Origin of the sequence: Pantoea sp. ICBG 828, from assembly GCF_002928355.1 — a bacterium.
In the GTDB taxonomy this organism is placed as follows: Bacteria; Pseudomonadota; Gammaproteobacteria; order Enterobacterales; family Enterobacteriaceae; genus Pantoea; species Pantoea dispersa.
Genome location: NZ_POWN01000001.1, coordinates 36,217 through 61,839, shown reverse-complemented (window position 1 = coordinate 61,839; position 25,623 = coordinate 36,217). Strand labels below are relative to the sequence as shown.

The window sequence follows — 25,623 nt, the reverse complement described above, 5'->3', positions numbered from 1 at the left end:
GCCCGCCTGAACAGTTGTTAAATTTGTTTCCCGCTTCACACTTCTGATCCGATTCCCTGTCGTTAACAATTCATTACATTACTTTTAACTTGTTGTATTCCGATCGCCTTTTTCCCGGTCCCTACAAGGAGTTAACTCATGAACAACGTCAGAACCGGATTGATCTGGTTAGCGGTGGCGTTAATTGGTGCGGCGGCGTTCGCCATGCTGGCGCTCAGTCGCGGCGAACACGTTAATGCCGTCTGGCTGGTGATCGCCTCCGTCGCCTGCTATAGCATCGCGTATCGCTTCTACAGCCTGTTTATCGCCAGGCGCATTTTTGAGCTGGACGACCGGCGCCGCACGCCGGCAGAGCGCTTCAATGACGGGCTGGACTATGTTCCTACCAACAAATGGGTGCTGTTTGGCCACCACTTTGCCGCGATCGCCGGTGCCGGTCCGCTGGTCGGGCCGATCCTGGCGGCGCAGATGGGTTTTCTGCCCGGCACCATCTGGATTCTGGTCGGCGTGATGCTGGCCGGCGCGGTGCAGGATTTTCTGGTGCTGTTTATCTCCACGCGCCGCGACGGTCGTTCGCTGGGTGAGATGGCGCGCCAGGAACTGGGCTCGTTCGCCGGCGTGGTCACCATGCTCGGTGCGCTCGGTGTGATGATCATTATTCTCTCCGCGCTGGCGCTGGTGGTGGTGAAAGCGCTGGCTAACAGTCCGTGGGGGCTGTTTACCATCGCCGCCACCATTCCGATTGCCCTGTTCATGGGCGTGTATATGCGCTTTCTGCGCCCGGGTAAAATCGCCGAAGTGTCGATCATCGGCTTTGTGCTGATGATGGCGGCGATCATTTACGGCGGTGACGTGGCGGCCGATCCGTACTGGGGACCGATTTTTACCCTGAAAGGCACCGAGCTGACGTGGGTGCTGGTGATCTACGGTTTTGTTGCCTCGTCACTGCCGGTGTGGCTGCTGCTGGCGCCGCGTGATTACCTCTCCACCTTCCTGAAAATCGGCGTGATCATCGGGCTGGCGGTGGGCATTCTGTTCGCCATGCCGGAACTGAAGATGCCGGCGGTGACGCGCTTTATCGACGGCACGGGGCCGGTGTTCTCCGGCGCGCTGTTCCCGTTCCTGTTTATCACCATTGCCTGCGGCGCGATCTCCGGCTTCCACGCGCTGGTGTCGAGCGGTACGACGCCAAAACTGGTGGAGCGCGAAAGCCATATTCGCTTTATCGGCTATGGCGCCATGCTGATGGAGTCCTTTGTGGCGATCATGGCGCTGATTTGTGCCTCGGTGCTCGATCCGGGCGTCTACTTTGCCATGAACTCACCGGCGGCGCTGATTGGCACCACGGTGGAGAACGCGTCTCAGGTAATTAACGGCTGGGGCTTTGTGGTGACGCCGGAGATGCTGAGCGGTATCGCCGGCGAAGTGGGCGAAAGCACCATTCTCTCCCGCGCCGGTGGCGCACCGACGTTTGCCGTCGGGATGGCGCATATCATCACCGAGGTGTTTAACAGCCGTGCAATGATGGCGTTCTGGTATCACTTCGCCATTCTGTTTGAGGCGCTGTTTATCCTCACCGCCGTGGATGCCGGTACCCGCGCCTGCCGTTTTATGGTGCAGGATCTGGTCGGGACCGTGGTGCCTTCGCTGGCTAACAACCGCTCGTGGCTCGGGAACATGGCCGGTACCACCGTGGCGGTGGCGGGCTGGGGTTTCTTCGTGTATCAGGGCGTGGTCGATCCGCTCGGCGGCATCAACACCCTGTGGCCGCTGTTCGGCATCGGTAACCAGATGCTGGCGTCGATGGCGCTGATCCTCGGTACCGTGGTGCTGTTCAAAATGAAAAAGCAGCGTTACGCCTGGGTGACGATTGTGCCTACCGCCTGGCTGTTTATCACCTCCATGACCGCCGGCTGGCAGAAAATTTTCCATGAGAAGCCGTCAATTGGTTTCCTCGCGCAGGCCAGTAAGTTCCGTAAAGGTCTCGATGAGGGCGTGATTATCGCACCGGCGAAAACCGTGGCCGACATGCAAACCATCGTGTTCAGCAACCAGATCAACGCGGCGCTGTGCGGCTTTTTCATGCTGGTCGCAGTTACCATGCTGATTGCGGCGTTCTTCGTGATCCGGCGCGCGCTGCGCAGTTCAGTGCCGACCACCCATGAGTCGGACGTGTCACTGCGTCAGGAGGTGCGCAATGTCTGAGGCCATTTTACGCTGGAAAAAGCCGCACGCGGGCTGGCAAATTCAGCAGTGCTTACCGCTCGCTGCCCGCGCCCCTGCCGCGCCGCGCTCACGCTGGCAGCGTCTGTGGCAGGGATTACAGCAGAGCTTCCGGTTAATGGTGGGCGTGCACGACTATCAAACTTATCTGAAGCATATGCGCGAAAAACATCCGGAACAGACCCCCATGGATGAGCGCGCCTTCCATCGTTACTGCCTGGAGGCGCGTTTTCCCAGCCAGGCGGGCAAACTCGGCAAGTGCCCCTGCTAACCTTTCAGCCCCGGAATCCGGGGCTTTTTCGTGCCATTCTTTAATAAAAACAAAAATATATTCAGTTTGCATCTTGTGCTGGCGCAGGAGGTTGAATACTGTTGCTAAAATAATGAGATACCCCTGCTGCGCATTCCTCCGGAGGAAGTTTCCATGACCGATGAACAAGGGCAAACGTTGCTATATACCTTGTTTGGCACAACCAGCCCTCATTGGCGTTTAACTTCAGATAGCGATGCGCTGCATTTTGCCGAAGATGAAAATGCCAATACCAATATGGCGGTGCCCCTGACGCCGGCTCAGGCCAGTCTGCTGCGTGCCATGACGGTAATTACTTCCAGCATCAACCTGACCCTTTCACTGCATGGCTCGCCGGTGCCGATGCACTTTGTCGGCCGTAAAGTGAATCAGTCCACCTGGGCCGGTACCGCATCCGCCTGGGGCGATACCTCGTCGGTGGCGCGCGATTTAACCCTTGGCCTCTCCTTCGCCGAACAGGTGGTGTCAGAAGCGAATTCGGTGATCGTCATCCTCGATCAGCGCGGCAACATTCAGCGTTTTAACCGCCTGAGCGAAGAGTACACCGGCCTGAAAGAGCAGGAAGTGATTGGCCGCAATGTGTTTCAGCTGTTTATGACCAAACAGGAAGCGCAGGCGTCGCGCCGCAACATTGCCGGCTTCTTTCGCGACGGCAACTCCTACGAAGTGGAGCGCTGGGTTAAAACCCGAAAAGGTCAGCGACTGTTTCTGTTTCGTAATAAGTTCGTCCACAGCGGTAGCGGAAAAAATGAAATTTTCCTCATCTGTTCCGGAACCGACATCACAGAAGAGCGTCGGGCGCAGGAGCGCTTACGCGTTATGGCCAATACCGACACGGTGACGGGCCTGCCGAATCGCAACGCTATCCATCAGCAAATTAGCCTGGCACTGGAGCTGGCTAACGGCAGCCAGACCGGCGTGGTTTACCTCGATCTCGACAATTTTAAAAAGGTAAACGATGCCTACGGCCATATGTTTGGCGACCAGCTGCTGCAGGCGGTGTCGCTGGCGATCCTCAGCTGTCTCGGCAAGGACCAGACGCTGGCGCGCCTCGGCGGTGATGAGTTTGTGGTACTGGCTGAGCACACCAGTCAGGCGGCGCTGGAGGCGATGGCCTCACGCATTCTGGAGCGGCTGCGTCAGCCGTTCCGTATCGGGCTGATCGAAGTCTACAGCGGCTGCTCGATTGGTATCGCCCTCGCCCCGCTGCATGGTGAAGATCGCGAAAGTCTGATTCGTAATGCCGATACCGCGATGTACCACGCTAAAGAGAACGGGCGCGGCAAATTCTGCGTGTTCGCCAGCGAGATGAACCAGCGCGTATTTGAATATCTGTGGCTGGATACCAATCTGCGCAAAGCGCTGGAGCAGGATCATCTGGTGGTGCACTATCAGCCGAAGATCGATCGCGACGGTGAAGTGCGCAGTGCCGAGGCGCTGGTGCGCTGGAATTCACCTGAACGCGGCCTGGTGCCGCCTGGCGATTTCATCTCTTACGCGGAAGAGTCCGGACTGATTGTGCCGCTCGGGCGCTGGGTGATGCTGAACGTGTTGCAGCAAATCGTAAAATGGCGCAGCGAAGGCATTTACCTGCGTGTCGCAGTGAACGTTTCCGCCAAGCAGCTGATCGACCAGAGCATCTACAGCGACCTGAAACAGGCGCTGAGCGAAGCGGGCATCAGTGAGTGCCCGATAGACATCGAGCTGACGGAAAGCTGCCTGATCGAGAACGAGGCCGGTGCGCTGAAGCTGATGAAACAGTTTCAGGAGTTAGGCGCACAGGTGCATCTGGATGATTTCGGCACGGGCTACTCCTCGCTCTCCCAGCTGGCGCGCGTGCCGATCGATGCGATTAAGCTGGATCAAAGTTTTGTGCGCAATATTAACAAGCAACCGGTATCGCAGTCGCTGGTGCGCGCGATCGTTGCCGTGGCGAAAGCCCTGGATTTACAGGTCATTGCCGAAGGCATCGAAACCAAAGCCGAAGAGAAGTTTGTGCTGACCAACGGTGTCGATGGGCGTCAGGGTTATTATTATGCGAAACCAATGCCCGCAGAGCAGCTCGGGCATTGGCTGGCTAAGCATCCTGCCCGCGTTTAACGTCTTAGCGTACTGCTAACCGGCTTTACGCAGTGATGCGCTGTGACGATTTTGCAGCTGTACCAGACGTTCCATGTAGGCAATATCTTTCGGTTCCAGCGTGAAAGCATAGTCGACCCAATCCTCAGTAATATCCATCAGTTCTGCCCGTGACAGCTGCAGCACGCGCTGTCGCGCTTTCAGCATGGCACGGACTCCATTCAGTTTTGGCCGCAGCGTATCGATAAAGGTACGCGTGGTGCGGTAGCTGTCACCGGGCTGGAATACTTTATCGACCAGACCACGGGTTTCATACCACTCTGCGCTGTGCGACTCCCCTTCACAGATCAGCTCTTCGGCCAGCTTCATCCCGGAGCGGCGGGCCACCAGTGAGTAGCCGCCCATGCCGGGGAACAGGTTGAAGGCAATTTCCGGGAAGCCCATACGCGCACTGTTCTGCGCCAGAATGAAGTGGTGCGCCAGCGCCGCTTCAAAACCGCCGCCCAAGGCACTGCCCTCAATCATCGCCAGCGTCACTGCGCCGGTATCAAACCCGCGGGCCGCCGAATGGATGCAGTCAACACAGGCGCGGGCGTAGGCGCGCAGTGCTTCACGGCGGTTGTTGCGAATGCATTCGACAAAGAAACGCAGATCGCCCCCGGCGTTAAACATCTGCGGCACCAGCGATCCGGTCACCCAGAAATCAATCGGCAGACCGGAACGCTGGGCGGCGTAGCTCAGGTTCATAATCTCCTCGATTAATTCGTGGTTGAAACTGGGGCGCGGCTGCGCGCGCAGCATCATCCACATGGTGTGTCGACCTTCTTCATAATAGGCGGCAAGCTGTGTGGTTTGACCGACTTCGGTAAACAGGCGGCAGGTTGGTTGGTTAATTACTGTCATCGTCTCATCCTCTATTTATGTGATGCGTTAAACGCCACATCAGCGTAATGCAGAGTGAGGCCAGACCAAATGAGAGTTTGATTTATAACGTAAAATCCAGAGAGATCCCCGAGCCCCTGCCTGAGGAAAGATTAGCGGGCTTACTTAATGACGGCGCAACAGCCGGCAAGCGCATAAATACGCTTAACGCATAGTGAATAAACGACAGCATCCATAGTCCTCGTCTCGTCCGGGCACGCAATCCCCTTAAATAAAAAAGGCACCCGCCGGTGCCTTGAGACAACATCACGCGCTCAGCCTTGCCCGTACCAGGCGTTCTTCCCATGCTTGCGCAGATAGTGCAGGTCAAGCAGGGTCTGGGCGATAGGCGGCAGCTCCGCGCGCAGCTGCTCAGTGTGCAGCGCCATATAGGCCACCTCTTCCAGCACCACCGCACTGTGCACCGCACTATGTGCGTCTTTACCCCAGGCAAACGGCCCGTGGGAGTTCACCAGCGCAGCAGGAATCGCGCCGGGCTCGATGCCGCGCTGCGCAAAGGTTTCAATGATGACCTGGCCGGTGTGCCATTCATATTCCTGCTCAATCTCTGCCCGCTGCATGGCACGGGTGCAGGGAATGGTGCCATAAAAATCATCAGCGTGCGTGGTGCCCCACGCCGGAATGTCCCTGCCCGCCTGCGCCCAGATGGTGGCGTGGCGCGAATGGGTATGCACGATGCCGCCAATCTCCGGCCACGCCAGATACAGTGCGCGGTGTGTCGCGGTATCCGAGGATGGCCGCAGCTGGCCCTCCACGACATTGCCGCTTTCCAGTTCGACCACCACCATGTCGTCGCGCTGCATCTGCTCATATTTAACGCCCGAGGGTTTGATCACCAGCAGCCCGCGCTCGCGGTCTACCGCACTGACATTGCCCCACGTAAAGGTCACCAGGTTGTAACGCGGCAGGTCAAGATTGGCCTCCAGAACCTGCTGTTTCAGCGCTTCCAGCATTGTGTTTTCTCCGCCATACAGTCATTACTGAATTGTGCGGAGCCACCGGTAAAAATGTTATGGAGGGAATGGCTGGATTAACAGCGGAAAGTGGCTAAAGCGGGCAAAGTGTGGGGTTTGATACGGGATCCGGATGCGGACACCACGTCGGGATTTCAGAGTTTTCTTTCTGCATACACATCCGCTTACGCCTAGAATTATCTCAAGCCTGCGGCGGTACCAAAATGGTTTTTGCCAGCAGCGTGAACAACGCGCGCAAGTGGTTGCGCGCCAGCGTGCAGGCTGAAGGAAAAGCACCGCCTGAGTGCATTGGGCGAACAACTTCAGGGCGTAACATCTATACTTAACGAGTTGCCTCTGAGCAAACCATCAAGGAGATGTCCATGACTACAACAATGAAACGCGTGACAGTTGCCGTGCTGGCAACGACGTTAGTGGTGGCCCTGAGCGGCTGTTCCAACTGGTCAAAACGTGACCGCAACACGGCGATTGGCGCCGGTGCCGGTGCTATTGGTGGATCGGTGCTCACCAACGGCAGCGCGCTGGGCACTGTCGGTGGCGCTGCGGTGGGCGGCATTATTGGCCATCAGGTTGATTAATAATAATATTGTAGCAGGCTACGCAGCGCATCTACGTCACATCGGGCCACCTTGCGTGGCCCGCTTTCATTAACCGCCCGCCAGTTTAACCTTCATGCCTTTGGCTTCCAGCAGCGTTTTAAGCAAATCGCGCTTATCGCCCTGAATCTCAATCACGCCCTCTTTCAGCGCCCCGCCGCAGCCGCACTTCTTCTTAAGCTCGGCCGCCAGCTTTGCCAGCGCGTCATCATCGAGATCGATGCCGGTGATCAGGCACACGCCTTTACCTTTACGCCCGCTGGTCTGGCGCTGAATGCGCACGATGCCATCGCCTTTCGGTCGCTGCGGTTTCTCTTCGCTATGTGTAATACGGCCGGTTTCGGTGGAGTAAACCAGCGGATTGTCCTGAGCCATTAGCCCTCCTGTAAACTGTGCAGGATTTGCTGCAGCGTCTGCGCCGGATCGGCAGATTGGGTGATCGGTCGCCCAATCACCATGTAATCCACACCGGCCTGTTGTGCCTGCTGCGGCGTCATGATGCGACGCTGATCGCCGGCCTCGCTCCCCGCCGGGCGAATACCCGGCGTGACCAGCGCGAAATCCTGCCCAATAACCTGTTTGAAGTGCGCGGCTTCCTGCGCCGAGCACACCACGCCATCAAGACCACATTCGCGTGTCAGCCGTGCCAGACGCTCAGCCTGCTGCGCCGGCGATAAGGTGATGCCAAGACCTTTGAGATCGTCTTCGTCCATGCTGGTCAGCACCGTTACCGCAATCAGCAAGGGCGCATCACTGCCAAACGGCAGCAGCGCTTCGCGTGCCGCATTCATCATCCGCGCCCCGCCGCTGGCATGCACGTTGACCATCCACACGCCGAGATCCGCTGCCGCCGCGACCGCATGTGCCGTCGTGTTCGGGATGTCATGAAATTTGAGATCGAGGAATACCTCGAAACCGCGCGCATGCAACGTCTTCACCAGCGACGGCCCAAACAGGGTAAACATCTCTTTACCCACTTTCAGACGGCACTGGCCCGGATCGATACGGTCAACGAACTGCAGTGCGCTATTGAGATCATGATAGTCGAGTGCCACCAGAATCGGTGAGTGAGTAACAGGCATAACGTTTCCTCAGAGGCTGGCACCCGCAGGCGCGATGGACAAACGGCAAGCATTCTACCCGTGCAACCCGGCCACGACAACGTTGCGACGGCGATTGCCTTGCTGTTTGACGAGGCGATGCACAGTGCTGAAATGTGGATGATAATTTCTCTATAAGTATGTTGTAACTACTATGCGTTATGAATAATCACCGAACGCGGCCAGCTTACTGGCCGTCGAGTCCGCGAATCGGTTTAACGGAAGACCAGGCGCGGCACGATGGGCAGTGCCAGTAGAGGGCGTGTGCGGTGAAGCCACACTTCTGGCAGCGGTAGCGCGGTTTAGTGCGAATCTGCTCGCCGACCATATCCCGCAGCACCATCAGACTCTCTTTGGCGCGGCCATCTTCCGCCTCGTGCAGGTGGAAATCCATCAGACGATGGAATACACGCATGGTGGGATGACGCTGCAGCTGACGGTTAATGTAGAGCTGCGCCGCTTCCGGCCCCTGCTGCTGCTCCAGAATGTCCGCCAGATAGAGTTCCGCCGCGGCCCCGGTGTTCTCTTCAACGCAGCGTTGCAGGAACTGCGCCCAGCTGTCAGGCTGCTCCAGCCGCTGATAGCAGGTTTCCAGCATCGGCAGCGTTTCGCTCACCAGTTCTTTGTCCTGTTCCAGCACGCGCTGCAGTCGCTGCGCCGCTTTCGCATATTCGCCCTGCTCCATCAGGATACGTCCCATCATGATGGAAACGCGCGCGCTTTGGTGGTCGGCCGCTTCACCCTTTTTCAACAGGCTCATGGCACGATCGAGGTCATCACTGCTCAGCGCCTGCAGCGCCAGCTCGCAGTAGAAATGGGCGATTTCGCCCTTCTGCTTATCCTTACCGAGTTTTACCAGCCGCTCCGCCACCTCGATGGCTTTCTGCCAGTCGCTGGTCGCCTGATGAATCAGCAGCAGCTGCTGCAGCGCGCTGATGCGAAAATCGGTTTCATCGATCAGCTGACTGAACATGTCTTCGGCGCGATCGTACAAGCCGGCGGCCATGTAGTCGCGTCCCAGCTGCTGAATGGCCAGCAAACGCTGATCGTAGGTAAGCGACGCGCTTTCCATTAGCGACTGGTGGATGCGGATGGCACGGTCGACTTCGCCGCGCGAACGGAACAGGTTACCGAGCGTCAGGTGGGCTTCAACGGTGCCGCTGTCCTCTTTCAACATATCGAGGAACAGATCGACCGCTTTATCCTGCTGATTAGAAAGGAGAAAGTTGACCCCTGCCACGTATTCGCGTGACAGACGGTTAGCTTCCTGTTGCTTATCCTGTTGCGCGCTGCGGCGGCCCATATACCAGCCGTACGCCGCCGCGACAGGAAGAAGCAGAAACAGCAATTCAAGCATCGAACATTAATCCCGACGCACTGCAGTGGAGGTGCTATTTACCGCAGCAGATTGTTCATTTTGCGCCTGCATACGTTTCAGTTTGCGCTGTGCATGCGCCAGCGAAACACGAATGCGCAGCCAGAACAGGCCACAGATCGCCCAGCCCAGCAAAAATCCGGCACCAAACAGGCAGGCCAGCAAGGTTGAAATGCGGAATTCGCCCTGCGCCAGCAGATAGTTGAAGGTGACAATCTGGTCATTATGCGCTCCGAGCGTGACGGAGATGATGAAAATGACCAAAACCACGAGAAAAATCAGCAAATATTTCACAATGCGTCCTGTCGTGAGGTTATCCGGTAGAGTATGCCAAAAAAGTGCCGCCGTTGCTGCTTATCCGCGCAGCAGTTAGTGCCCTTTCTGCAAGTACAATCAATCATATGGGGGCAAAGGGAGAAATTACAATCCGTCATCGCGCCCGGCAATCTCACGCTGCTCTTCCGGCGGCACGCTGAGCGGGCCACAAAAGCGCTGCGCCAGCCAGGTTGCCAGCGTCACCAGCAGCCACGAGATTAGCGTCGCGACCACCAGATCGCGCGGCCAGTGCATGCCCAGTACCAGCCGGCTGCCCATGACCAGCGTAGCCCAGACAAACAGCACCACCACCGTGACAACATGCCGGCGCGGCCATAACAGGCCAATCACCAGCAGCGCCCAGCTGGCGGCAAACATGGTGTGGCCAGACGGAAAAGCAAAGCCCGTCTCAAACGCCCAGTGATTTTTTAACCAGGCGGGCAGCTTTGTGTCATTGGCGAGCAAGGCGGACACCATTTCGCCGCGCTGCTGCCGTTTCAGCTGATAAAACTGCTGTTCGTTGACGCCGTGGCTGTGCTCAAGCCAGACCACATACGGCCGCGGCTCCTGCACCTGCTCTTTGATAAAGGTTTTGGTCGACTGACCGGCAAGAATCGCGCCGTTCATGATAATCAACAACAGAATGGCCGGCCGGAGGCGAAAGCGCAGGCACCACAATACCCAGCCGCTCAGAATCAGGCTGGTCAGCGTGCCCCACGGACTGGTGACGGTTTCGGTGATCCAGAACAGCACGCGCAACAGATGCCCGCTCTCCCCCGGTTGCCACTGCCAGCCGGAAAGCCATACGCCCAGCGGCATCAGCAGTAATAAAAACGCGCCCAGCGTGGTGCGTTGCACAATTTTTAACATCTTGTCCCTTTATTGTTTCCCGACCTGACAGGCGTATTGCATAACTTTAGTTGAAAAAAGAATAACATACCCGTTGCGGCTTAGATAATTGTGCTTTATCACTACAATCACTCTGACTGATTAGCGGCCCTGGTTCAGGTTGTGGCACAATATCGGCAGTTTCGTCGGGCCAGTCGGGCCCGTGCGTTATCATGATGATAGCGCATCCTCTGAAGGTTCTGGAGAGTCACATGCAGCTGAAACGGGTAGCAGAAGCCAAACTGCCCACGCCATGGGGAGATTTCCTGATGGTTGGTTTTGAAGAACTGGCAACCGGCCACGACCACGTCGCGCTGGTTTATGGTGATATTAGCGATCACAATCCGGTGCTGGCGCGCGTCCACTCCGAATGTCTTACCGGCGATGCGCTGTTCAGCCTGCGCTGCGACTGTGGCTTCCAGCTGGAAGCCGCGCTGACCGCCATTGCGGAAGAAGGACGCGGCGTGCTGCTGTACCATCGTCAGGAAGGCCGCAATATCGGGCTGCTGAACAAAATTCGCGCCTATGCGTTGCAGGACAAAGGCTACGACACGGTGGAAGCGAACCATCAGCTGGGCTTTGCCGCCGATGAGCGTGACTTCACCCTGTGCGCCGACATGTTTAAACTGCTGGGCATCAATGAAGTGCGTTTGCTGACCAACAATCCGCGCAAAGTGGAGATACTGTCAGAAGCGGGTATCAATATCGTTGAGCGCGTGCCGCTGATCGTTGGCCGTAACCCAAAAAATGCGCACTATCTCGATACGAAAGCCGAAAAGATGGGACATCTGCTGCCAAAATCGTAACGCGGCGGTGCGCTCTCGCGTCATGCACTTTCTGCGTCAATAAATAAAGCCGGGCATGCCCGGCTTTGTTTTTTAGTTGAGCATATTGCGTATCACATAATGCAGGATGCCGTCGTTCTGGTAATAGGTCAGCTCATTACCGGTATCGATACGACAGCGGGTTTCCAGCGTCTGCTGACTGCCGTCAGCCCGCGTCAGCGTCACCGGGACGCCGCAGCCGGGCTGCAGCTGCGCCAGATTTGCCACGTCGATACGCTCTTCCCCGGTCAGCTGCAGCGTCTTACGCGTTACGCCCGTCGGGAACTCCAGCGGTAAAATGCCCATGCCGATCAGGTTAGAGCGGTGAATACGCTCGAACGATTCGGCAATCACCACGCGCACGCCCTGGAGGCGCGGACCTTTCGCCGCCCAGTCGCGGCTGGAGCCGGAGCCGTACTCTTTCCCGGCGATCACTGCCAGCGGCACGCCCTCCTCCTGATACTTCATCGCCGCATCGTAGATGGCCAGCTGTTCCTGGCTCGGATAGTGCCGGGTATAACCGCCCTCGACGCCGGGCACCATTTCGTTGCGAATACGGATGTTGGCAAACGTACCGCGCATCATGACTTCGTGGTTGCCGCGTCGTGAACCATACGAGTTGAAGTCGTTACGCTCAACGCCGTGCGCAAGCAGATAACGCCCCGCCGGACTCTCCGCTTTAATGCTGCCAGCCGGGGAGATATGGTCGGTCGTCACCGAATCACCGAGCATCGCCAGGATGCGCGCGCCACTGATGTCCTGCACCGGCTGCGGCGTTTTTTCCATATCGTCAAAGAACGGGGACAGCCGGATATAGGTGGAGCCTTCATCCCAGTCGTAGGTGGCGGCTTCGCTGACTTTGATCTGCTGCCACTCGGGCGTACCGTCGAACACCTCGGCATACTCTTTATGGAACATGTCGCTGGTGACTTTCTGCACCGATGCGGCAATCTCTTCCGGCGATGGCCAGATGTCCTGCAGATAGACATCATTGCCCTGCTGATCCTGACCGATCGGATCAGTCTGCAGGTTGATCTTCATGTTACCCGCCAGCGCATACGCCACCACCAGCGGCGGAGACGCCAGCCAGTTGGTTTTCACCAGCGGATGGATGCGCCCTTCAAAGTTACGGTTGCCGGACAATACGGCACCCACCGTCAGATCGCCCTCTTTGATGGCGCTTTCGATCTCATCCGGCAGCGGGCCGGAGTTACCGATACAGGTGGTACAGCCGTAACCCACGAGGTTAAAGCCCAGCTCATCGAGGTACGGTGTCAGCTGCGCCACGGCGAGATAATCCGACACCACTTTTGATCCTGGTGCCAGCGAGGCTTTTACCCAGGGTTTACGCATTAGTCCGCGCTCGACGGCTTTTTTCGCCAGCAGGCCAGCCGCCATTAAGACGCTGGGGTTCGAGGTGTTGGTACAGGACGTAATCGCGGAGATCACCACGGCACCATCATCCAGCTGAATTGAGTCGCCGGTTTCGCTGTCCCGATAGCTGACGGTTTTGTGCGGCTTCTGCGCGTGATTCACTTCCAGCTCGTTGCTGGCATCAAACGCCGCCGGCACATCACCAAGTGATACGCGGTCCTGCGGACGTTTCGGACCGGCCAGGCTGGATTCGACCTCGGCCATATCCAGCGCCAGCGTGCTGGTGAAGATGGGCTCATCGCCCGGTTTACGCCACAGCCCCTGCTGTTTTGCATAGGCTTCCACCAGCTCAACCTGCTGCGCATCGCGCCCGGTGAGCGTCATGTAGCTGAGCGTTACTTCATCAATCGGGAAGAAACCGCAGGTTGCACCATATTCCGGCGCCATGTTGGCGATGGTTGCGCGATCCGCCAGCGGCAGATCGGCCAGTCCATCACCGTAGAATTCGACAAACTTACCGACCACTCCGTGCTTGCGCAGCATCTGCGTCACGGTTAATACCAGGTCGGTGGCGGTGATACCGGGACGCAGTTTGCCGGTCAGCTTGAAACCCACCACATCGGGAATCAGCATTGAAACCGGCTGGCCCAGCATGGCGGCCTCAGCTTCAATGCCGCCCACGCCCCAGCCAAGCACGCCCAGGGCGTTAATCATGGTGGTATGGGAATCGGTACCGACCAGCGTATCCGGATAAGCTACTTCTTTGCCGTCCAGCGTTTCATGCCAGATGGCTTTACCGAGGTACTCCAGATTGACCTGATGACAGATACCGGTGCCCGGCGGCACGACGCGGAAACGGTTAAAGGCTTTTTGCCCCCAGCGCAGGAAAACATAGCGTTCGTGGTTGCGTTCCATCTCCAGGCGCACGTTTTCTTCAAATGCATCGTCATCGCCAAAATGGTCGACCGTGACCGAGTGGTCAATCACCAGATCGACCGGTGACAGCGGGTTAACTTTCGCCACATCACCGCCCAGCCGCTTAACGGCTTCACGCATCGCCGCAAGGTCAACCACGGCCGGTACACCGGTGAAATCCTGCATTAATACGCGCGCCGGACGATAAGCAATTTCGCGATCGGCATGTGCAGTTTGCTGCCACGCCACCAGCGCCTGAATATCTGCTGCCGTTACGGAATCTTCATCCTGCCAGCGCAGCAGGTTTTCCAGCAGAACCTTGAGGGATTTTGGTAAGCGATCGATGTCACCGACCTGCTGAGCGGCTTTCGGCAAGCTGTAGTAATGATATTTTTTTGCCCCTACTTCCAGCGCATCCTGACTCTGCTCACGTAACGTTAACGACATAACTCCTCCTTTTATGGGCTCTTCTGCTAAACCTCAGAGAGTGCAAGGTTTAGCTTAAAGATAGACCACATTTTCGTTAACGTTTTGATAACAACACGAATTGACACACAAAACCGCAACGAAAAATGCCCTGACTAATGTCAGGGCATTCAGAAAGCGTTAACTGGCAGGATTAGCGAATTACAGGACGGCCCAGACGGCCGCAGCCCAAAAGGCCATTGAGAAGGCATAAACGCTGAGCCATGAAAAAGTTGTGGTATTCATCTGTCACTCCTCCCGGATCGCGGGCAACAAAAAGCCATCGTCTTCAGCGTTGTACTGATGACACCGTTTTTTTAGATGCTGAGTGTTAAAGGACGGGCTTTTAACGTGCCCACCGGAGAGTCCGGTAAAAATGCGCGACAGTATGTCTTAATAAGAATTGGACGCAGACTGCGTTATTTAGACTTCGGATCCATGAATGATTCAATAAAGCTGCGCTGCTGTTCACTCAGTTCCCAGGAAGCCGGGATTGCCACTTGCGGTTCAGCAGGCGCTTCTTTGGCTTTGCACACCGGTGCTTTAGGCTGACGCGCAGCGACCGGATATTTACGACTGAGTGTATTTGCCCACATGGCTTAACCCCACATACGCCAAATCATTAACGCCACCACTACCCAGAACAGTGCTGAAGCAGCGAAGACAGTCAACCAGGCTTTGCGACGGATGTTACCTGAACGCTCTACCTTGGTGCTTTTAGCCCGGAAGTCCGGTTGTACAGTTAATCTCGTAGTCATAGTTTTTGATAATCACTCTCAATAAAACGATTGATAACAACGATGAAGATTTAGGACGAATCCTAAACTTGTTAAGTCCAAAAATCCAGTTATTTTTATTGAGCACAACGATTAACGCTATTTATCAAAACCGCCAAAACTGATGAGATAAATTTAAGCACGCTGCAAACTATTAATTTAATAGTTACATTGTAAATTTGGCTTAAACCAAAATTAGATCCACTCTAAATTTGAGTTTAATTTAACGAGCCAGTTAAAAAGCCCTTTCTCATCAGCTCTTAACTGGAGTATGGGAATATTCCTGGCAGTCCGCAAAGCGGCAAAGTAAAAATTGTGTACTGATTCGCATTTAATAAATAACAATGAAAAAACATGTGACGCATGTTTCATTTACAAAAAAATAATGGAATTTTTTGAGGTTCTGCTGGTGCTAAGCGGCGGGAGGTGTGCGGGAAGTCGCTGGACATCCCGCAAAAATAATGAGTTAGGTGATTACCTGAAAGGAAGCTTGATATCGCGGAACATCGCTTCGATATCTTCGTTTGAGCGCAGCGCCACAGCGGCGTCCACCACGTCTCGCGTCAGATGCGGTGCGAAGCGCTGAATGAAATCATACATATAGCTGCGCAGGAAGGTGCTGCGCCGGAAACCAATCTTGGTGGTGCTATTGGTAAAGATTTCTGAAGCTTCAATGCGCACCAGATCCGGATCGGAAACCGGGTCCACCGCCATGCTGGCAATCACCCCAACCCCCAGGCCTAAACGCACATAGGTTTTGATCACGTCGGCATCGGTTGCGGTAAAAACAATACGCGGCGTTAAACCGGCACGGTTAAACGCAGTATCCAGTTCTGAGCGGCCGGTAAAACCAAAGGTGTAAGTCACCAGCGGGAAATCAGCCAGCTCCTCAATCGACACATTGGATTTCCCCGCCAGCGGATGATCCGGCGTGACCACAATGGCACGGTTCCAGTGATAGCACGGCAGCATAATTAAGTCGTCGTACAGATGCAGCGCTTCGGTGGCAATGGCGAAATCGGCATTGCCTTTGGAGACCGCCTCAGCAATTTGTGTGGGCGAGCCCTGATGCATATGCAGGGAAACGCGCGGATAGCGTTCGATAAAGCCTTTGATTACGCCAGGCAGTGCATAACGCGCCTGAGTGTGGGTCGTGGCCACGTACAGCGATCCTTTATCTGGCCAGGTGTGTTCACCGGCGACCGATTTGATCGCATCCACTTTGGACAAAACTTCGCGGGCAATACGGATAATCTCTTCACCCGCTGGCGTCACCTGCGTCAGATGTTTGCCGCTGCGGGCAAAAATCTGCACGCCCAGCTCATCTTCCAGCATGCGCACCTGCTTACTGATGCCCGGTTGCGAGGTATACAGCCCCTCTGCCGTGGAGGAGACATTGAGGTTGTGGTTAACGACTTCAACGATGTAACGCAACTGCTGCAATTTCATAGTTATATCTTCCCGATAGCGACAGAGGTGCATTCCCTGCAGGCGTGTATCCGCCCTGATGGCGTAATAATGAGGGAAAGCGAGTCAGCAAAATGCAATAAGCTATAACTACTATATCAGTTAACGTAAGAATGTAGAACGATTAGCTATAAGGATGGGAAAAAGGCCAGCGAACGCTGGCCTCCAGGGGGATTACTTCTTCGCTTCCTGCCACTTACCGTCGATATAGAAAACTGACCAGCCGGTCGCTTTGCCCTCTTTTTCTGAGGCAACATACTGCTGTTTAGTCTTACGGCTAAAACGCACCAGCGTTTTATTGCCTTCCGGATCCACTGCCGGCGCTTCGGCCAGATATTTCAGTTTCTCCGGCAGACGGTCAGCAAAGCGCTGCAGCTCTTCCACCAGCGGCGCACGGGTTTCACGCGATTTCGGGAAGGTGTTAGCGGCCAGGAACACGCCCGCAGCTCCGTCACGCAGCACAAAATACGCATCCGATTTCTCGCACGGCAGCTCCGGCAGCGGTACCGGATCTTCTTTCGGCGGCGCGACTTCGCCGTTACGCAGAATCTTACGGGTATTTTTACACTCGTCGTTGGTACAGGCCATGTACTTACCAAAACGCCCCATCTTCAGGTGCATTTCAGAGCCACATTTTTCGCACTCAACAATCGGACCGTCATAACCTTTAATACGGAATTCACCCTGCTCGATTTCATAACCGTCACACTCCGGGTTATTACCACAGACGTGCAGTTTACGGCCGTTGTCGATCAGGTAGCTGTCCATCGCGGTGCCGCACTTCTGGCAGCGACGACGGGCGCGCAGCGCGTTGGTTTCGGCATCATCGCCTTCCAGCACATTAAGCACTTCGTTTTCCGGGATCAGGTTAATGGTCTGCTTGCAGCGCTCTTTCGGCGGCAGTGCATAACCGGAACAGCCCAGGAACACGCCGGTACTGGCGGTGCGAATCCCCATTTTACGTCCGCAGGTTGGGCAATCGATGGAGGTCAGCACCATCTGGTTCGGCTGCATGCCGCCCTCTTCCGGATCTTTCTCCGCCTGCTCCAGCTGCTGGCTGAAATCACTGAAGAATGAATCCAGCACCGCTTTCCATTGCGCTTCGTTATTCGCGACCTGGTCGAGACTGTCTTCCATGTGCGCGGTGAAATCATAATTCATCAGCTCACGGAAGTTCTCTTCCAGACGATCGGTAACAATCTCCCCCATCTTCTCGGCGTAGAAACGGCGGTTTTCCACCCGCACGTAACCGCGATCCTGGATGGTGGAAATGATCGAGGCATAGGTAGACGGGCGGCCAATGCCACGCTTCTCCAGCTCGCGCACCAGCGAAGCTTCGCTGAAGCGCGCCGGCGGCTTGGTAAAGTGCTGGCCCGGCAGCAGGGATTTCAGATCCAGCGTGTCGCCCACGTTCACCGGCGGCAGCGTCAAATCTTCATCATTTTTACGCAGCGCCGGCATCACTTTGGTCCAGCCGTCGAAACGCAGTGTACGCCCTTTCGCTTTCAGTTTGAAATCTGCCGCGCCGACGGTCAGCGTGGTGGAATCATATTGCGCGGGCACCATCTGGCAGGCCACGAACTGGCGCCAGATCAGCTGATACAGCTTCTGCGCATCCGCTTCCATATCCTTCAGCTGCTCGGCGGCAACGTTGACATCAGAAGGACGAATCGCTTCGTGCGCTTCCTGTGAATTCTCTTTGCTGGCGTAGGTGTTGGGCGCATCCGGCAGGTAGTTCTTACCGAATTTTTTCTCCACGTAGCCACGCGCCATCGCCACCGCATCCTGACTCAGGTTGGTGGAATCGGTACGCATATAGGTGATGTGACCGGCTTCATACAGACGCTGCGCCATCATCATGGTTTTCTTCACGCCAAAACCAAGGCGGGTGCTCGCCGCCTGCTGCAGCGTCGAGGTAATAAACGGCGCCGACGGTTTGCTGCTGGTCGGCTTGTCTTCACGATCCAGAACGGCGTAACGCGCCTTTTCCAGGATGGCCACGGCCGCTTCGGTTTGCTCGCGGTTCACCGGGCGGAACGCTTTGTCGCCCTGATGCGTCACCCTGACCGCCAGCGCATCGCCTTTCGGCGTCGACAGATCGGCGTCAATTTCCCAGTACTCTTCCGGTACGAAGGCTTTGATTTCGCGCTCGCGCTCCACCACCAGACGCACAGCAACCGACTGCACGCGTCCGGCTGACAGGCCACGGGCAATTTTTTTCCACAGCAGCGGCGAGACCATATAGCCCACCACGCGGTCCATAAAACGACGCGCCTGCTGCGCATTGACGCGCTCAATATTCAGTTCGCCCGGCTTCTCGAACGCCTGACGAATCGCATTTTTGGTGATTTCGTTAAACACCACGCGGCTGAAGCGTTTGTCATCGCCGCCGATCACTTCCCGCAGGTGCCAGGCAATGGCTTCCCCTTCGCGGTCAAGGTCGGTTGCGAGATAGATGTGGTCGGCATCGGCAGCCAGGTTCTTCAGTTCGGAGACGACTTTTTCCTTGCCGGGCAGAATCTGATAGTCCGCTTCCCAGCCGTGCCACGGGTCAACGCCCATGCGATTAACCAGCGCGGCCTTTTCATCTTTCTTTACTTTCTTGCCGGTTTTCGCCTTTTCCCCGTCGGCACTTTTACGGGCCGTTGAACCACTGGTCGGCAAATCACGGATATGACCGACGCTGGATTTCACCACGTAGTCATTACCGAGGTATTTATTGATTGTTTTGGCCTTTGCCGGGGACTCAACGATGACGAGTGCTTTACCCATATGTACCTTTACCTAATTGAAACGTCCTGATAAACGGGAGAGGATTGGCAGCCCCAAAACCCAATGGGTTCAATATTGCTGCTGACTTTTTGCTTTTCAAGCCAGCGGGGACAATCTCTGGTCAGATTGCATCGGCATTTGCAACTTGATGATTAAGAGCGAGTTTTCCGTCTGACGGTATCACACATCCTGGTGTGATCTCCCTGAAAGCTGAATCGCCCACACTCTACCTGATAAAATCTGTTACGCAACTTAATTAGCATTCTGTTTAATTTCTCGCCAGTTTTCTGACCGAACGCTGATTTGCTGAACGCACCGACAGGCAAGTAATATAGAAGGAGAAAATTCGCTGTCAAAAAAGAGGTGAAAAATGTCAGCAGAAACGGAATCCATTTCACACCAGGCGCTACTGGAAATCGCTAATCAGCTCCTTCAGCAGCACGATGAATATTTTGCCGGGATGGAAGCCACTGAGGTGATTCAGCAGGGCGAGGTTCTGGTGTTTCGCGGCCCGTGGTTCCTCGACGATGAAGGGTTGCCGACCGCCAAAACCACGGCGGTGTTTAACGTGTTTAAGCACCTTGCCGTGGTGCTCTCCGCGCAGTATCACCTGGCATAAAAAAACCCGGCCTGCGCCGGGTTGGTTCACAACAGCGGTTTATCACCGCGCTGCCAGATTTTCAGAATCAGCCGCTCGGCTGCCACGCTGGCACTGTGGGTCACGCGATCAATCATTTTTTTCTTGCGCGCGAAGTGCACGCCCAGCACGCTAAAACGGTCCATGCGCGCAATGATCAGCGCATCGCTGGTACCAATCTCATCAATCAGCCCCAGATCCAGCGCCTGACGGCCATACCAGTGTTCGCCCGTCGCCACTTTGTCCAGATCCAGCGCCGGACGCATCTGATGCACAAAATCTTTAAACAGCTGATGGGTTTCATTCAGGTCTTCCTGAAACTTCTCCCGCCCTTCCTCGGTATTCTCACCAAACAGCGTCAGCGTACGTTTGTACTGGCCGGCAGTGTGCAGCTCCACATCAATGTCGTTACGCTTCAGCAGCCGGTTAAAGTTGGGGATTTGCGCCACCACGCCGATGGAACCAATGATGGAGAACGGCGCCGCCACGATGCGATCCGCAACGCAGGCCATCATGTATCCACCGCTGGCGGCAACTTTATCCACCACCGCCGTCAGTTGCAGCCCCGCATCACGCAGACGTTGTAACTGCGACGCGGCCAGGCCATAACCGTGCACCACGCCACCGGGGCTTTCCAGCCGCAGCAGCACTTCATCACCCGGCTGTGCCACCGCCAGCACCGCGGAGATCTCTTCGCGCAGCGAGCTGACTTCGCCGGCGTCCATACTGCCTTTGAACTCCAGCACATAGAGAGTCGGCTTCGCCGCTTCAGTTACACCGGCTTTGGCATTGCGCTTTTCGGCTTTGGCTTTCTGTTTCTCTTCTTTCTTATGCTGCTTCAGCCACACTTTTTGCGCCTGCGGCTTCATCTTCGCCAGCTGCAGGTCCTCTTTCATCTCACGATAGGCTTCGTCGAGATGGGTTAAGCGCAGCTGACCGCCGCTGTGACGTTTACGCAGCGCGGCATTTAGCACAATCAGTACAATAGCTGCGATCGCCACCACGACGGTGACGGCCTTGGCCAGAAATAATCCATAGCTGGAGAGTAAATCCATTCTGCCGCCTTATTAAACAGTGAATTACAGTCAAACCCTGAGTTTACCCGCTTTGATGCCGTTCGTCGCCTGAAATGCCGGCAGGCGGCACAGAATGCGCGTTGCGGCGATTGCACCTTGCGCCAAATTGAGGCATAAAGCCAAAAAACCCTCTGACCTGCAAAGGACATCGCTGTGCATTATCAACCGAAAAGCGACCTGCTGGACAATCGCATCATTCTCGTGACCGGTGCTTCCGACGGCATCGGCCGTGAAGCCGCCCTGACCTATGCGCGCTACGGTGCGCGCGTGATTCTGCTCGGCCGCAATGCCACCACGCTGCAGCAAACCGCTGAGGCGATTAATCAGCTCAATAAACAGCCCGCGGCTACGCTGCTGCTGGATCTGGCGCACGCCACACCGGAAAGCTGCCAGCAGCTGGCACAACAGGTTGCCGCGCTGGTGCCGCGGCTGGATGGCGTGCTGCATAACGCTGGCATTCTCGGTGAGATCGTGCCGCTGGCGGAACTCGATCCGGCGGTCTGGCAGCAGGTGATGCAAATCAACCTCGACGCCACCTTCTATTTAACGCAGGCGCTGCTGCCGCTGCTGCTAAAATCCGACGCCGGTTCGCTGGTGTTCACCACCTCCAGCGTGGGCCGCACCGGCCGCGCAGGCTGGGGCGCGTATGCCGTGTCGAAATTCGCCACCGAAGGCATGATGCAGGTGCTGGCCGATGAGTATAAAAACCGCCATCTTCGGGTGAACTGCATCAATCCCGGCGGCACGCGCACCAAAATGCGTGCCAGCGCCTTCCCGGAGGAGAATGCCAGCCTGCTGAAAACCCCGGCCGACCTGATGCCACTCTACCTCTATCTGATGGGTGATGACAGCCGCCGTAAAACCGGGATCAGCTACGATGCACAACCGGGGCGCAAACCGGGACCGGCCAGCGCATGAGCGATCGTCACCAGCAACGCCAGCAGCGGCTGAAAGAACAGGTTGACGCCCGCATCGCCGCCGCCACCGAAACGCGCGGCATCCTGATGGTGTTTACCGGCAACGGCAAAGGTAAAACCACCGCCGCTTTTGGCACCGCTTTACGTGCCTGCGGCCACGGTAAAAATGTGGCTGCCGTGCAGTTTATTAAGGGCGAATGGCCCAATGGTGAACGTAATCTGCTGGCGCAGCACGGCGTGGAGTTTCAGGTGATGGCCACCGGCTTTACCTGGGAGACGCAAAACCGTGCCAGCGATACGGCCGCCTGCCAGCAGGTGTGGCAACACGCCAGACGCATGCTGCAAGACGCGTCGCTGGATCTGGTGATACTGGATGAAATCACCTACATGGTGAGTATGGATTATCTCGATCTGGATGAGCTGGTCACTGCACTGCAGCAGCGTCCGCCGCAGCAAAGTGTGATCATAACCGGGCGCGGCTGTCACCGCACGCTACTGGAACTGGCGGATACCGTCAGCGAGATGCGTCCGGTCAAACACGCGTTCGACGCTGGAATTCAGGCACAGCAGGGAATCGACTGGTAAAACTGACGCCGCAGGCGCGGCGTCAGGGAGCATCAGGAACCGCGTTTATTACTGTTGCGACGCGGGCTGTTATTGCTTACCGCGCTATGACGTTTCACCGCCCGGCGGATTTGGTTCGCTTTGGTGCGGCGACGATCTTTCTCGACCGCCACTTTGGTCACCGTCTCTTCCGGCAGTCCCACCAGCTTACGCAGGTAGTTGACCGCCGGCAGTTCCATCTCCATCCAGCCGCCGCGCGGCAGACCTTTTGGCAGCTGAATATCGCCGTAGCGCACGCGCATCAGACGGCTTACCTGCACGCCAACCGCTTCCCACAGACGACGCACCTCACGGTTACGCCCTTCCGTCAGGGTGACGTTGTACCACTGGTTAATGCCTTCACCGCCGGCGAATTTGATGGTTTTGAACGCTGCCGGGCCGTCTTCCAGCTGCACGCCCTTGCTCAGCTGACGCACTTTTTCGTCATCCACTTCACCGAATACGCGCACTGCGTATTCACGCTCAACTTCGCGGCTTGGGTGCATCAGGCGGTTGGCCAGCTCACCGTCGGTGGTGAACAACATCAGACCGCAGGTGTTCACGTCCAGACGGCCGACGGCAATCCAGCGTGAACCGCGCAGGCGCGGCAGGCGATCAAATACCGTTGGGCGCCCTTCCGGATCGTTGCGCGTGCACAGCTCACCTTCCGGTTTGTAATACGCCAGTACGCGACACACCTCGGTGGCCGATTCAGCAATCGATACCAGATGGCCATCAATACGGATTTTCAGGGTTTTGTCATTTTCGATGCGATCGCCCAGCGTCGCCAGTTTGCCATCGACGCTGATGCGTCCGGCTGAAATCATTGCTTCGATTTCACGGCGCGAACCGTGTCCGGCGCGCGCTAATACTTTTTGTAATTTCTCGCTCATGGAGCTGCCTCGTTGTCGCCTTCCCAGGCGTCGTGGTAATGAAGAGGTAAGATACCGGCGTTACCAGGTCCCGTATCAGAATCTGTGACCGCTTCGCGCCAGGTGCCAGCGCGGACGGCCGGAGATTTTACACCAGCTACAGTTTCGTTAACACCTTTTCCTTTTCTGCCGATAATAAAGCGCCTGTGATCCGGAGGCTGAAGCGGGCAGCAAGGTCATTGATTCAGATTTCTGATTGATTTGCGTAAAGAGCGTGATGATAGCCTGCGCAACCCGCTGAAATTACGTCGTTTTGCCTGAGACCGTTTATTTATTTAATGTTGCGCCGATTAGTGCCGCAATAGATTAAAGAGACTCACCAGTCTGTTACCCGCAGCGTTCCCGGCCAGGCTGCAGTTGTGCAAACAGAAAATCGGCGCAAAACACCAAAATCAGCATAAAGAACTAAATAGTGGTGTTAGTAAAGCTTATTGCAGCCAGCAGCCCCAGCCATACAGCGGATTGGCGCTGCAGGTTGGATTAAGTCTGTATTTTCGTTTTTATTTGATAAAGATTAAATATGATGAATTGTTCTGCCGCGAAAACTGTGTAAAATTTAATCCTGAATTCGGCTAAGCAGTATCAGAAAAAATTTTAATTACTTTTTATAAGCTTTCAAACAACAAGCCATTAACAAATAATGGTACAGCTGGCCTGATAATATAATCCGGCGCGCTCAGGAAATGGCGCGCTAATCGTTTCACGGATTGAATTTAATTTGTCTGTCGAAAGTCTTCACCAGGGATTTTGCTGACGGACATTAAATGAAGACCGCCATCATGAGAACCTCCCTGCTTTGGCCGGCGCTTACAGCGCTGGCACTGAGCGGCTGTTCCGTGGGCCATACTGAGTACAGTCGTACGGCGCTGCAGCACGTGGATATGAGCGTGACCGGCATCCCGACGGTACTCGGTTTGGGCATCCTCGGTACAACCATTCCGTTAACGCCGGAATACAGTCTGACTGCCGCGCACGTGGCCAAAACCGCCGTGCAGCGCGTGAAGGCTTATCACCCCTATTGCGACGTCGCGATTATTTATCATAAAAACAGTCCGGATACGCTGGCGAAATTCCGCAGCAGCGCGGTGGGCGAGCCAATTAAAATGTATGGCTACAGTTTTATTTCCGCGATGCCGGTCGAGTCGAGCGGCGTTAATCTGGCGCGCACCGCCATTAATAATCGCTGGAATAAAAAGCCCTGCATGGCAATGGCTTCCGATGCCGGTGTCGTTCAGGGGATGTCGGGTGGAGCTGTCTATAATGCCGACCAGACAATCAGCGGAGTGATTGTGGGTTACAGCCATGAAATTGCTAACGTACGCAGCAAAAAAGTCATCTTAAAAGATGTCTCGCTGTACATTCCGTACGGCGATTTCAAACGCTGGCTGGAAGCCAATATCGGCCAGACGCCACAAACAGCGCCCGGCCCGGCGTAATCACAGGAACGGGCGGGTATCGCCTGCCCCTTCACGCACGATGACGGGCGCATCGCTGGTGAGATCGATCACGGTGGTTGGCTGCTGGCCCAGCGTGCCGCCATCGATAATTAAATCCACCAGCTTGCCGATGCTGTGCTGGATCTCTTCCGGATCGGATTCAGTGAAATCATTGCCTGGCAGCATCAGTGAGGTCGACATCATCGGCTCATTGAGGCGTTCCAGCAGCGCCAGCGCCACCGGGTTTGACGGGACGCGCAGGCCGATGGTTTTACGTTTATCGTTCATCAGGCGACGCGGCACTTCTTTAGTGGCCTTCAGAATGAAGGTGTAATTGCCTGGCGTATTGTTTTTCAGAATGCGAAACGCGCTGTTATCCACCTGCGAATAGGTCGACAGCTCAGAAAGATCGCGGCACATCAGGGTAAAGTTATGGTTACCATCGAGCTGACGAATGCGGCAGATGCGTTCCATGGCATTCTTCTCTTCCAGACGGCATCCCAGCGCGTAGCCGGAATCGGTCGGATAGACAATAACGCTGCCTTTATTGAGATAATCCACCGCCTGATTAACCAGACGCGGCTGCGGATTTTCCGGATGAATGTGAAAAAGTTGACTCATAAAAAC

General features: G+C 55.9%; 24 protein-coding genes. 9 read left to right on the top strand and 15 right to left on the bottom strand.

All coding sequences use genetic code 11. The features are described from left to right. Positions 1-138 precede the first annotated feature (138 nt). The 3 genes from C1Y43_RS00300 to pdeR all read left to right on the top strand — a co-directional run bounded on the left by C1Y43_RS00300 (position 139) and on the right by pdeR (position 4,633). Positions 139-2,205, top strand: a complete 2,067-nt coding sequence (locus C1Y43_RS00300) for a carbon starvation CstA family protein (protein WP_059012964.1) — start codon at positions 139-141, stop codon at positions 2,203-2,205. After that, on the top strand, positions 2,198-2,494 hold the full coding sequence (locus C1Y43_RS00295; protein ID WP_058774631.1) for a YbdD/YjiX family protein: 297 nt from the start codon (positions 2,198-2,200) through the stop codon (positions 2,492-2,494). The genes C1Y43_RS00300 and C1Y43_RS00295 overlap by 8 nt, the downstream gene beginning before the upstream one ends. A 153-nt stretch (positions 2,495-2,647) precedes the next feature. After that, positions 2,648-4,633, top strand: coding sequence for a cyclic di-GMP phosphodiesterase (pdeR, locus tag C1Y43_RS00290; protein ID WP_058758614.1), 1,986 nt, complete (start codon positions 2,648-2,650; stop codon positions 4,631-4,633). A 15-nt stretch (positions 4,634-4,648) separates the two neighbouring features. On the opposite strand, the gene C1Y43_RS00285 is transcribed toward pdeR, so the two are convergent. Together C1Y43_RS00285 and araD are read right to left on the bottom strand one after the other, a co-directional pair. Further along, positions 4,649-5,515 carry a crotonase/enoyl-CoA hydratase family protein gene (locus C1Y43_RS00285; protein WP_021505954.1) on the bottom strand — a complete coding sequence of 289 codons (867 nt, stop codon included), beginning with the start codon at positions 5,513-5,515 and terminating at the stop codon, positions 4,649-4,651. A gap of 293 nt (positions 5,516-5,808) precedes the next feature. Continuing rightward, a complete protein-coding gene (gene araD, locus C1Y43_RS00280; RefSeq protein WP_021505953.1) occupies positions 5,809-6,507 on the bottom strand; it encodes an L-ribulose-5-phosphate 4-epimerase in 699 nt (232 codons plus the stop codon). Positions 6,508-6,890: 383 nt separating this feature from the next. Here araD and osmB point away from each other — a divergent pair, with 383 nt between their 5' ends. Continuing rightward, the gene (gene osmB, locus C1Y43_RS00275; RefSeq protein WP_031279061.1) at positions 6,891-7,106 is read left to right on the top strand and encodes an osmotically-inducible lipoprotein OsmB; all 216 of its coding nucleotides are present in this window, start codon (positions 6,891-6,893) and stop codon (positions 7,104-7,106) included. A 69-nt stretch (positions 7,107-7,175) separates the two neighbouring features. Here the strand turns inward: osmB and yciH are convergent, their stop codons facing one another. From yciH to pgpB, 5 genes are all read right to left on the bottom strand, one after another. Next, the gene (gene yciH / locus C1Y43_RS00270; protein ID WP_021505951.1) at positions 7,176-7,499 is read right to left on the bottom strand and encodes a stress response translation initiation inhibitor YciH; all 324 of its coding nucleotides are present in this window, start codon (positions 7,497-7,499) and stop codon (positions 7,176-7,178) included. Further along, positions 7,499-8,206 (bottom strand): orotidine-5'-phosphate decarboxylase, encoded by a 708-nt coding sequence (gene pyrF, locus C1Y43_RS00265; protein WP_104186579.1) that lies wholly within the window; start codon positions 8,204-8,206, stop codon positions 7,499-7,501. Before pyrF ends, yciH begins: the two co-directional genes overlap by 1 nt. Positions 8,207-8,411: 205 nt before the next feature. Then, positions 8,412-9,581, bottom strand: a complete 1,170-nt coding sequence (gene lapB / locus C1Y43_RS00260) for a lipopolysaccharide assembly protein LapB (RefSeq protein WP_058758617.1) — start codon at positions 9,579-9,581, stop codon at positions 8,412-8,414. A gap of 6 nt (positions 9,582-9,587) precedes the next feature. Continuing rightward, complete coding sequence (locus C1Y43_RS00255; protein ID WP_058771279.1) at positions 9,588-9,893, bottom strand: LapA family protein; 306 nt, start codon at positions 9,891-9,893, stop codon at positions 9,588-9,590. A 126-nt stretch (positions 9,894-10,019) separates the two neighbouring features. Beyond that, positions 10,020-10,784 (bottom strand): phosphatidylglycerophosphatase B, encoded by a 765-nt coding sequence (gene pgpB, locus C1Y43_RS00250; protein WP_021505947.1) that lies wholly within the window; start codon positions 10,782-10,784, stop codon positions 10,020-10,022. Positions 10,785-11,014: 230 nt separating this feature from the next. On the opposite strand from pgpB, the gene ribA reads away from it, so the two are divergent. Next, entirely contained in the window at positions 11,015-11,608 is a 594-nt protein-coding gene (gene ribA, locus C1Y43_RS00245) for a GTP cyclohydrolase II (protein WP_058758620.1), read from the top strand. A gap of 72 nt (positions 11,609-11,680) precedes the next feature. Here the strand turns inward: ribA and acnA are convergent, their stop codons facing one another. From acnA to topA, 5 genes are all read right to left on the bottom strand, one after another. Then, entirely contained in the window at positions 11,681-14,362 is a 2,682-nt protein-coding gene (gene acnA, locus C1Y43_RS00240; protein ID WP_104186578.1) for an aconitate hydratase AcnA, read from the bottom strand. Positions 14,363-14,799: 437 nt separating this feature from the next. Next, on the bottom strand, positions 14,800-14,976 hold the full coding sequence (locus tag C1Y43_RS23870) for a hypothetical protein (RefSeq protein WP_021314644.1): 177 nt from the start codon (positions 14,974-14,976) through the stop codon (positions 14,800-14,802). Between the two features lie 3 nt (positions 14,977-14,979). Beyond that, positions 14,980-15,138 (bottom strand): YmiA family putative membrane protein, encoded by a 159-nt coding sequence (locus C1Y43_RS00235; RefSeq protein WP_071813666.1) that lies wholly within the window; start codon positions 15,136-15,138, stop codon positions 14,980-14,982. Between the two features lie 492 nt (positions 15,139-15,630). Beyond that, the gene (gene cysB, locus C1Y43_RS00230; RefSeq protein WP_021510116.1) at positions 15,631-16,605 is read right to left on the bottom strand and encodes an HTH-type transcriptional regulator CysB; all 975 of its coding nucleotides are present in this window, start codon (positions 16,603-16,605) and stop codon (positions 15,631-15,633) included. 192 nt (positions 16,606-16,797) lie between these two features. Further along, entirely contained in the window at positions 16,798-19,395 is a 2,598-nt protein-coding gene (gene topA, locus C1Y43_RS00225; protein WP_058774627.1) for a type I DNA topoisomerase, read from the bottom strand. A gap of 370 nt (positions 19,396-19,765) precedes the next feature. Here topA and C1Y43_RS00220 point away from each other — a divergent pair, with 370 nt between their 5' ends. After that, positions 19,766-20,014 carry a DUF2498 family protein gene (locus C1Y43_RS00220; RefSeq protein WP_058771275.1) on the top strand — a complete coding sequence of 83 codons (249 nt, stop codon included), beginning with the start codon at positions 19,766-19,768 and terminating at the stop codon, positions 20,012-20,014. Between the two features lie 26 nt (positions 20,015-20,040). Here C1Y43_RS00220 and sohB read toward each other — a convergent pair whose 3' ends face one another. Continuing rightward, positions 20,041-21,087: a protease SohB gene (gene sohB / locus C1Y43_RS00215; RefSeq protein WP_058758624.1), complete on the bottom strand. Its 1,047-nt coding sequence runs from the start codon at positions 21,085-21,087 to the stop codon at positions 20,041-20,043. A 174-nt stretch (positions 21,088-21,261) separates the two neighbouring features. Here sohB and C1Y43_RS00210 point away from each other — a divergent pair, with 174 nt between their 5' ends. Together C1Y43_RS00210 and cobO are read left to right on the top strand one after the other, a co-directional pair. Beyond that, positions 21,262-22,026, top strand: a complete 765-nt coding sequence (locus tag C1Y43_RS00210) for a YciK family oxidoreductase (RefSeq protein WP_021510112.1) — start codon at positions 21,262-21,264, stop codon at positions 22,024-22,026. Next, positions 22,023-22,610 carry a cob(I)yrinic acid a,c-diamide adenosyltransferase gene (cobO, locus tag C1Y43_RS00205; protein ID WP_021510111.1) on the top strand — a complete coding sequence of 196 codons (588 nt, stop codon included), beginning with the start codon at positions 22,023-22,025 and terminating at the stop codon, positions 22,608-22,610. Before C1Y43_RS00210 ends, cobO begins: the two co-directional genes overlap by 4 nt. A 32-nt stretch (positions 22,611-22,642) precedes the next feature. Here the strand turns inward: cobO and rluB are convergent, their stop codons facing one another. After that, on the bottom strand, positions 22,643-23,521 hold the full coding sequence (gene rluB / locus C1Y43_RS00200; RefSeq protein ID WP_059011621.1) for a 23S rRNA pseudouridine(2605) synthase RluB: 879 nt from the start codon (positions 23,519-23,521) through the stop codon (positions 22,643-22,645). A gap of 818 nt (positions 23,522-24,339) precedes the next feature. Here rluB and C1Y43_RS00195 point away from each other — a divergent pair. Next, complete coding sequence (locus tag C1Y43_RS00195; RefSeq protein ID WP_199189130.1) at positions 24,340-24,996, top strand: serine protease; 657 nt, start codon at positions 24,340-24,342, stop codon at positions 24,994-24,996. Here the strand turns inward: C1Y43_RS00195 and C1Y43_RS00190 are convergent, their stop codons facing one another. Further along, positions 24,997-25,617, bottom strand: a complete 621-nt coding sequence (locus C1Y43_RS00190; RefSeq protein WP_021510107.1) for an L-threonylcarbamoyladenylate synthase — start codon at positions 25,615-25,617, stop codon at positions 24,997-24,999. It abuts the gene before it with no gap. Between the last annotated feature and the right edge of the window lie 6 nt (positions 25,618-25,623).

Excerpts from the sequence above, each read along its gene's own strand:
- C1Y43_RS00300 (WP_059012964.1), top strand. The coding sequence starts at position 139 with ATGAACAACGTCAGAACCGGATTGATCTGGTTAGCGGTGGCGTTAATT.
- C1Y43_RS00295 (WP_058774631.1), top strand. The coding sequence starts at position 2,198 with ATGTCTGAGGCCATTTTACGCTGGAAAAAGCCGCACGCGGGCTGGCAA.
- pdeR (WP_058758614.1), top strand. The coding sequence starts at position 2,648 with ATGACCGATGAACAAGGGCAAACGTTGCTATATACCTTGTTTGGCACA.
- C1Y43_RS00285 (WP_021505954.1), bottom strand. The coding sequence starts at position 5,515 with ATGACAGTAATTAACCAACCAACCTGCCGCCTGTTTACCGAAGTCGGT.
- araD (WP_021505953.1), bottom strand. The coding sequence starts at position 6,507 with ATGCTGGAAGCGCTGAAACAGCAGGTTCTGGAGGCCAATCTTGACCTG.
- osmB (WP_031279061.1), top strand. The coding sequence starts at position 6,891 with ATGACTACAACAATGAAACGCGTGACAGTTGCCGTGCTGGCAACGACG.
- yciH (WP_021505951.1), bottom strand. The coding sequence starts at position 7,499 with ATGGCTCAGGACAATCCGCTGGTTTACTCCACCGAAACCGGCCGTATT.
- pyrF (WP_104186579.1), bottom strand. The coding sequence starts at position 8,206 with ATGCCTGTTACTCACTCACCGATTCTGGTGGCACTCGACTATCATGAT.
- lapB (WP_058758617.1), bottom strand. The coding sequence starts at position 9,581 with ATGCTTGAATTGCTGTTTCTGCTTCTTCCTGTCGCGGCGGCGTACGGC.
- pgpB (WP_021505947.1), bottom strand. The coding sequence starts at position 10,784 with ATGTTAAAAATTGTGCAACGCACCACGCTGGGCGCGTTTTTATTACTG.
- ribA (WP_058758620.1), top strand. The coding sequence starts at position 11,015 with ATGCAGCTGAAACGGGTAGCAGAAGCCAAACTGCCCACGCCATGGGGA.
- acnA (WP_104186578.1), bottom strand. The coding sequence starts at position 14,362 with ATGTCGTTAACGTTACGTGAGCAGAGTCAGGATGCGCTGGAAGTAGGG.
- C1Y43_RS23870 (WP_021314644.1), bottom strand. The coding sequence starts at position 14,976 with ATGTGGGCAAATACACTCAGTCGTAAATATCCGGTCGCTGCGCGTCAG.
- C1Y43_RS00235 (WP_071813666.1), bottom strand. The coding sequence starts at position 15,138 with ATGACTACGAGATTAACTGTACAACCGGACTTCCGGGCTAAAAGCACC.
- cysB (WP_021510116.1), bottom strand. The coding sequence starts at position 16,605 with ATGAAATTGCAGCAGTTGCGTTACATCGTTGAAGTCGTTAACCACAAC.
- topA (WP_058774627.1), bottom strand. The coding sequence starts at position 19,395 with ATGGGTAAAGCACTCGTCATCGTTGAGTCCCCGGCAAAGGCCAAAACA.
- C1Y43_RS00220 (WP_058771275.1), top strand. The coding sequence starts at position 19,766 with ATGTCAGCAGAAACGGAATCCATTTCACACCAGGCGCTACTGGAAATC.
- sohB (WP_058758624.1), bottom strand. The coding sequence starts at position 21,087 with ATGGATTTACTCTCCAGCTATGGATTATTTCTGGCCAAGGCCGTCACC.
- cobO (WP_021510111.1), top strand. The coding sequence starts at position 22,023 with ATGAGCGATCGTCACCAGCAACGCCAGCAGCGGCTGAAAGAACAGGTT.
- rluB (WP_059011621.1), bottom strand. The coding sequence starts at position 23,521 with ATGAGCGAGAAATTACAAAAAGTATTAGCGCGCGCCGGACACGGTTCG.
- C1Y43_RS00195 (WP_199189130.1), top strand. The coding sequence starts at position 24,340 with ATGAGAACCTCCCTGCTTTGGCCGGCGCTTACAGCGCTGGCACTGAGC.
- C1Y43_RS00190 (WP_021510107.1), bottom strand. The coding sequence starts at position 25,617 with ATGAGTCAACTTTTTCACATTCATCCGGAAAATCCGCAGCCGCGTCTG.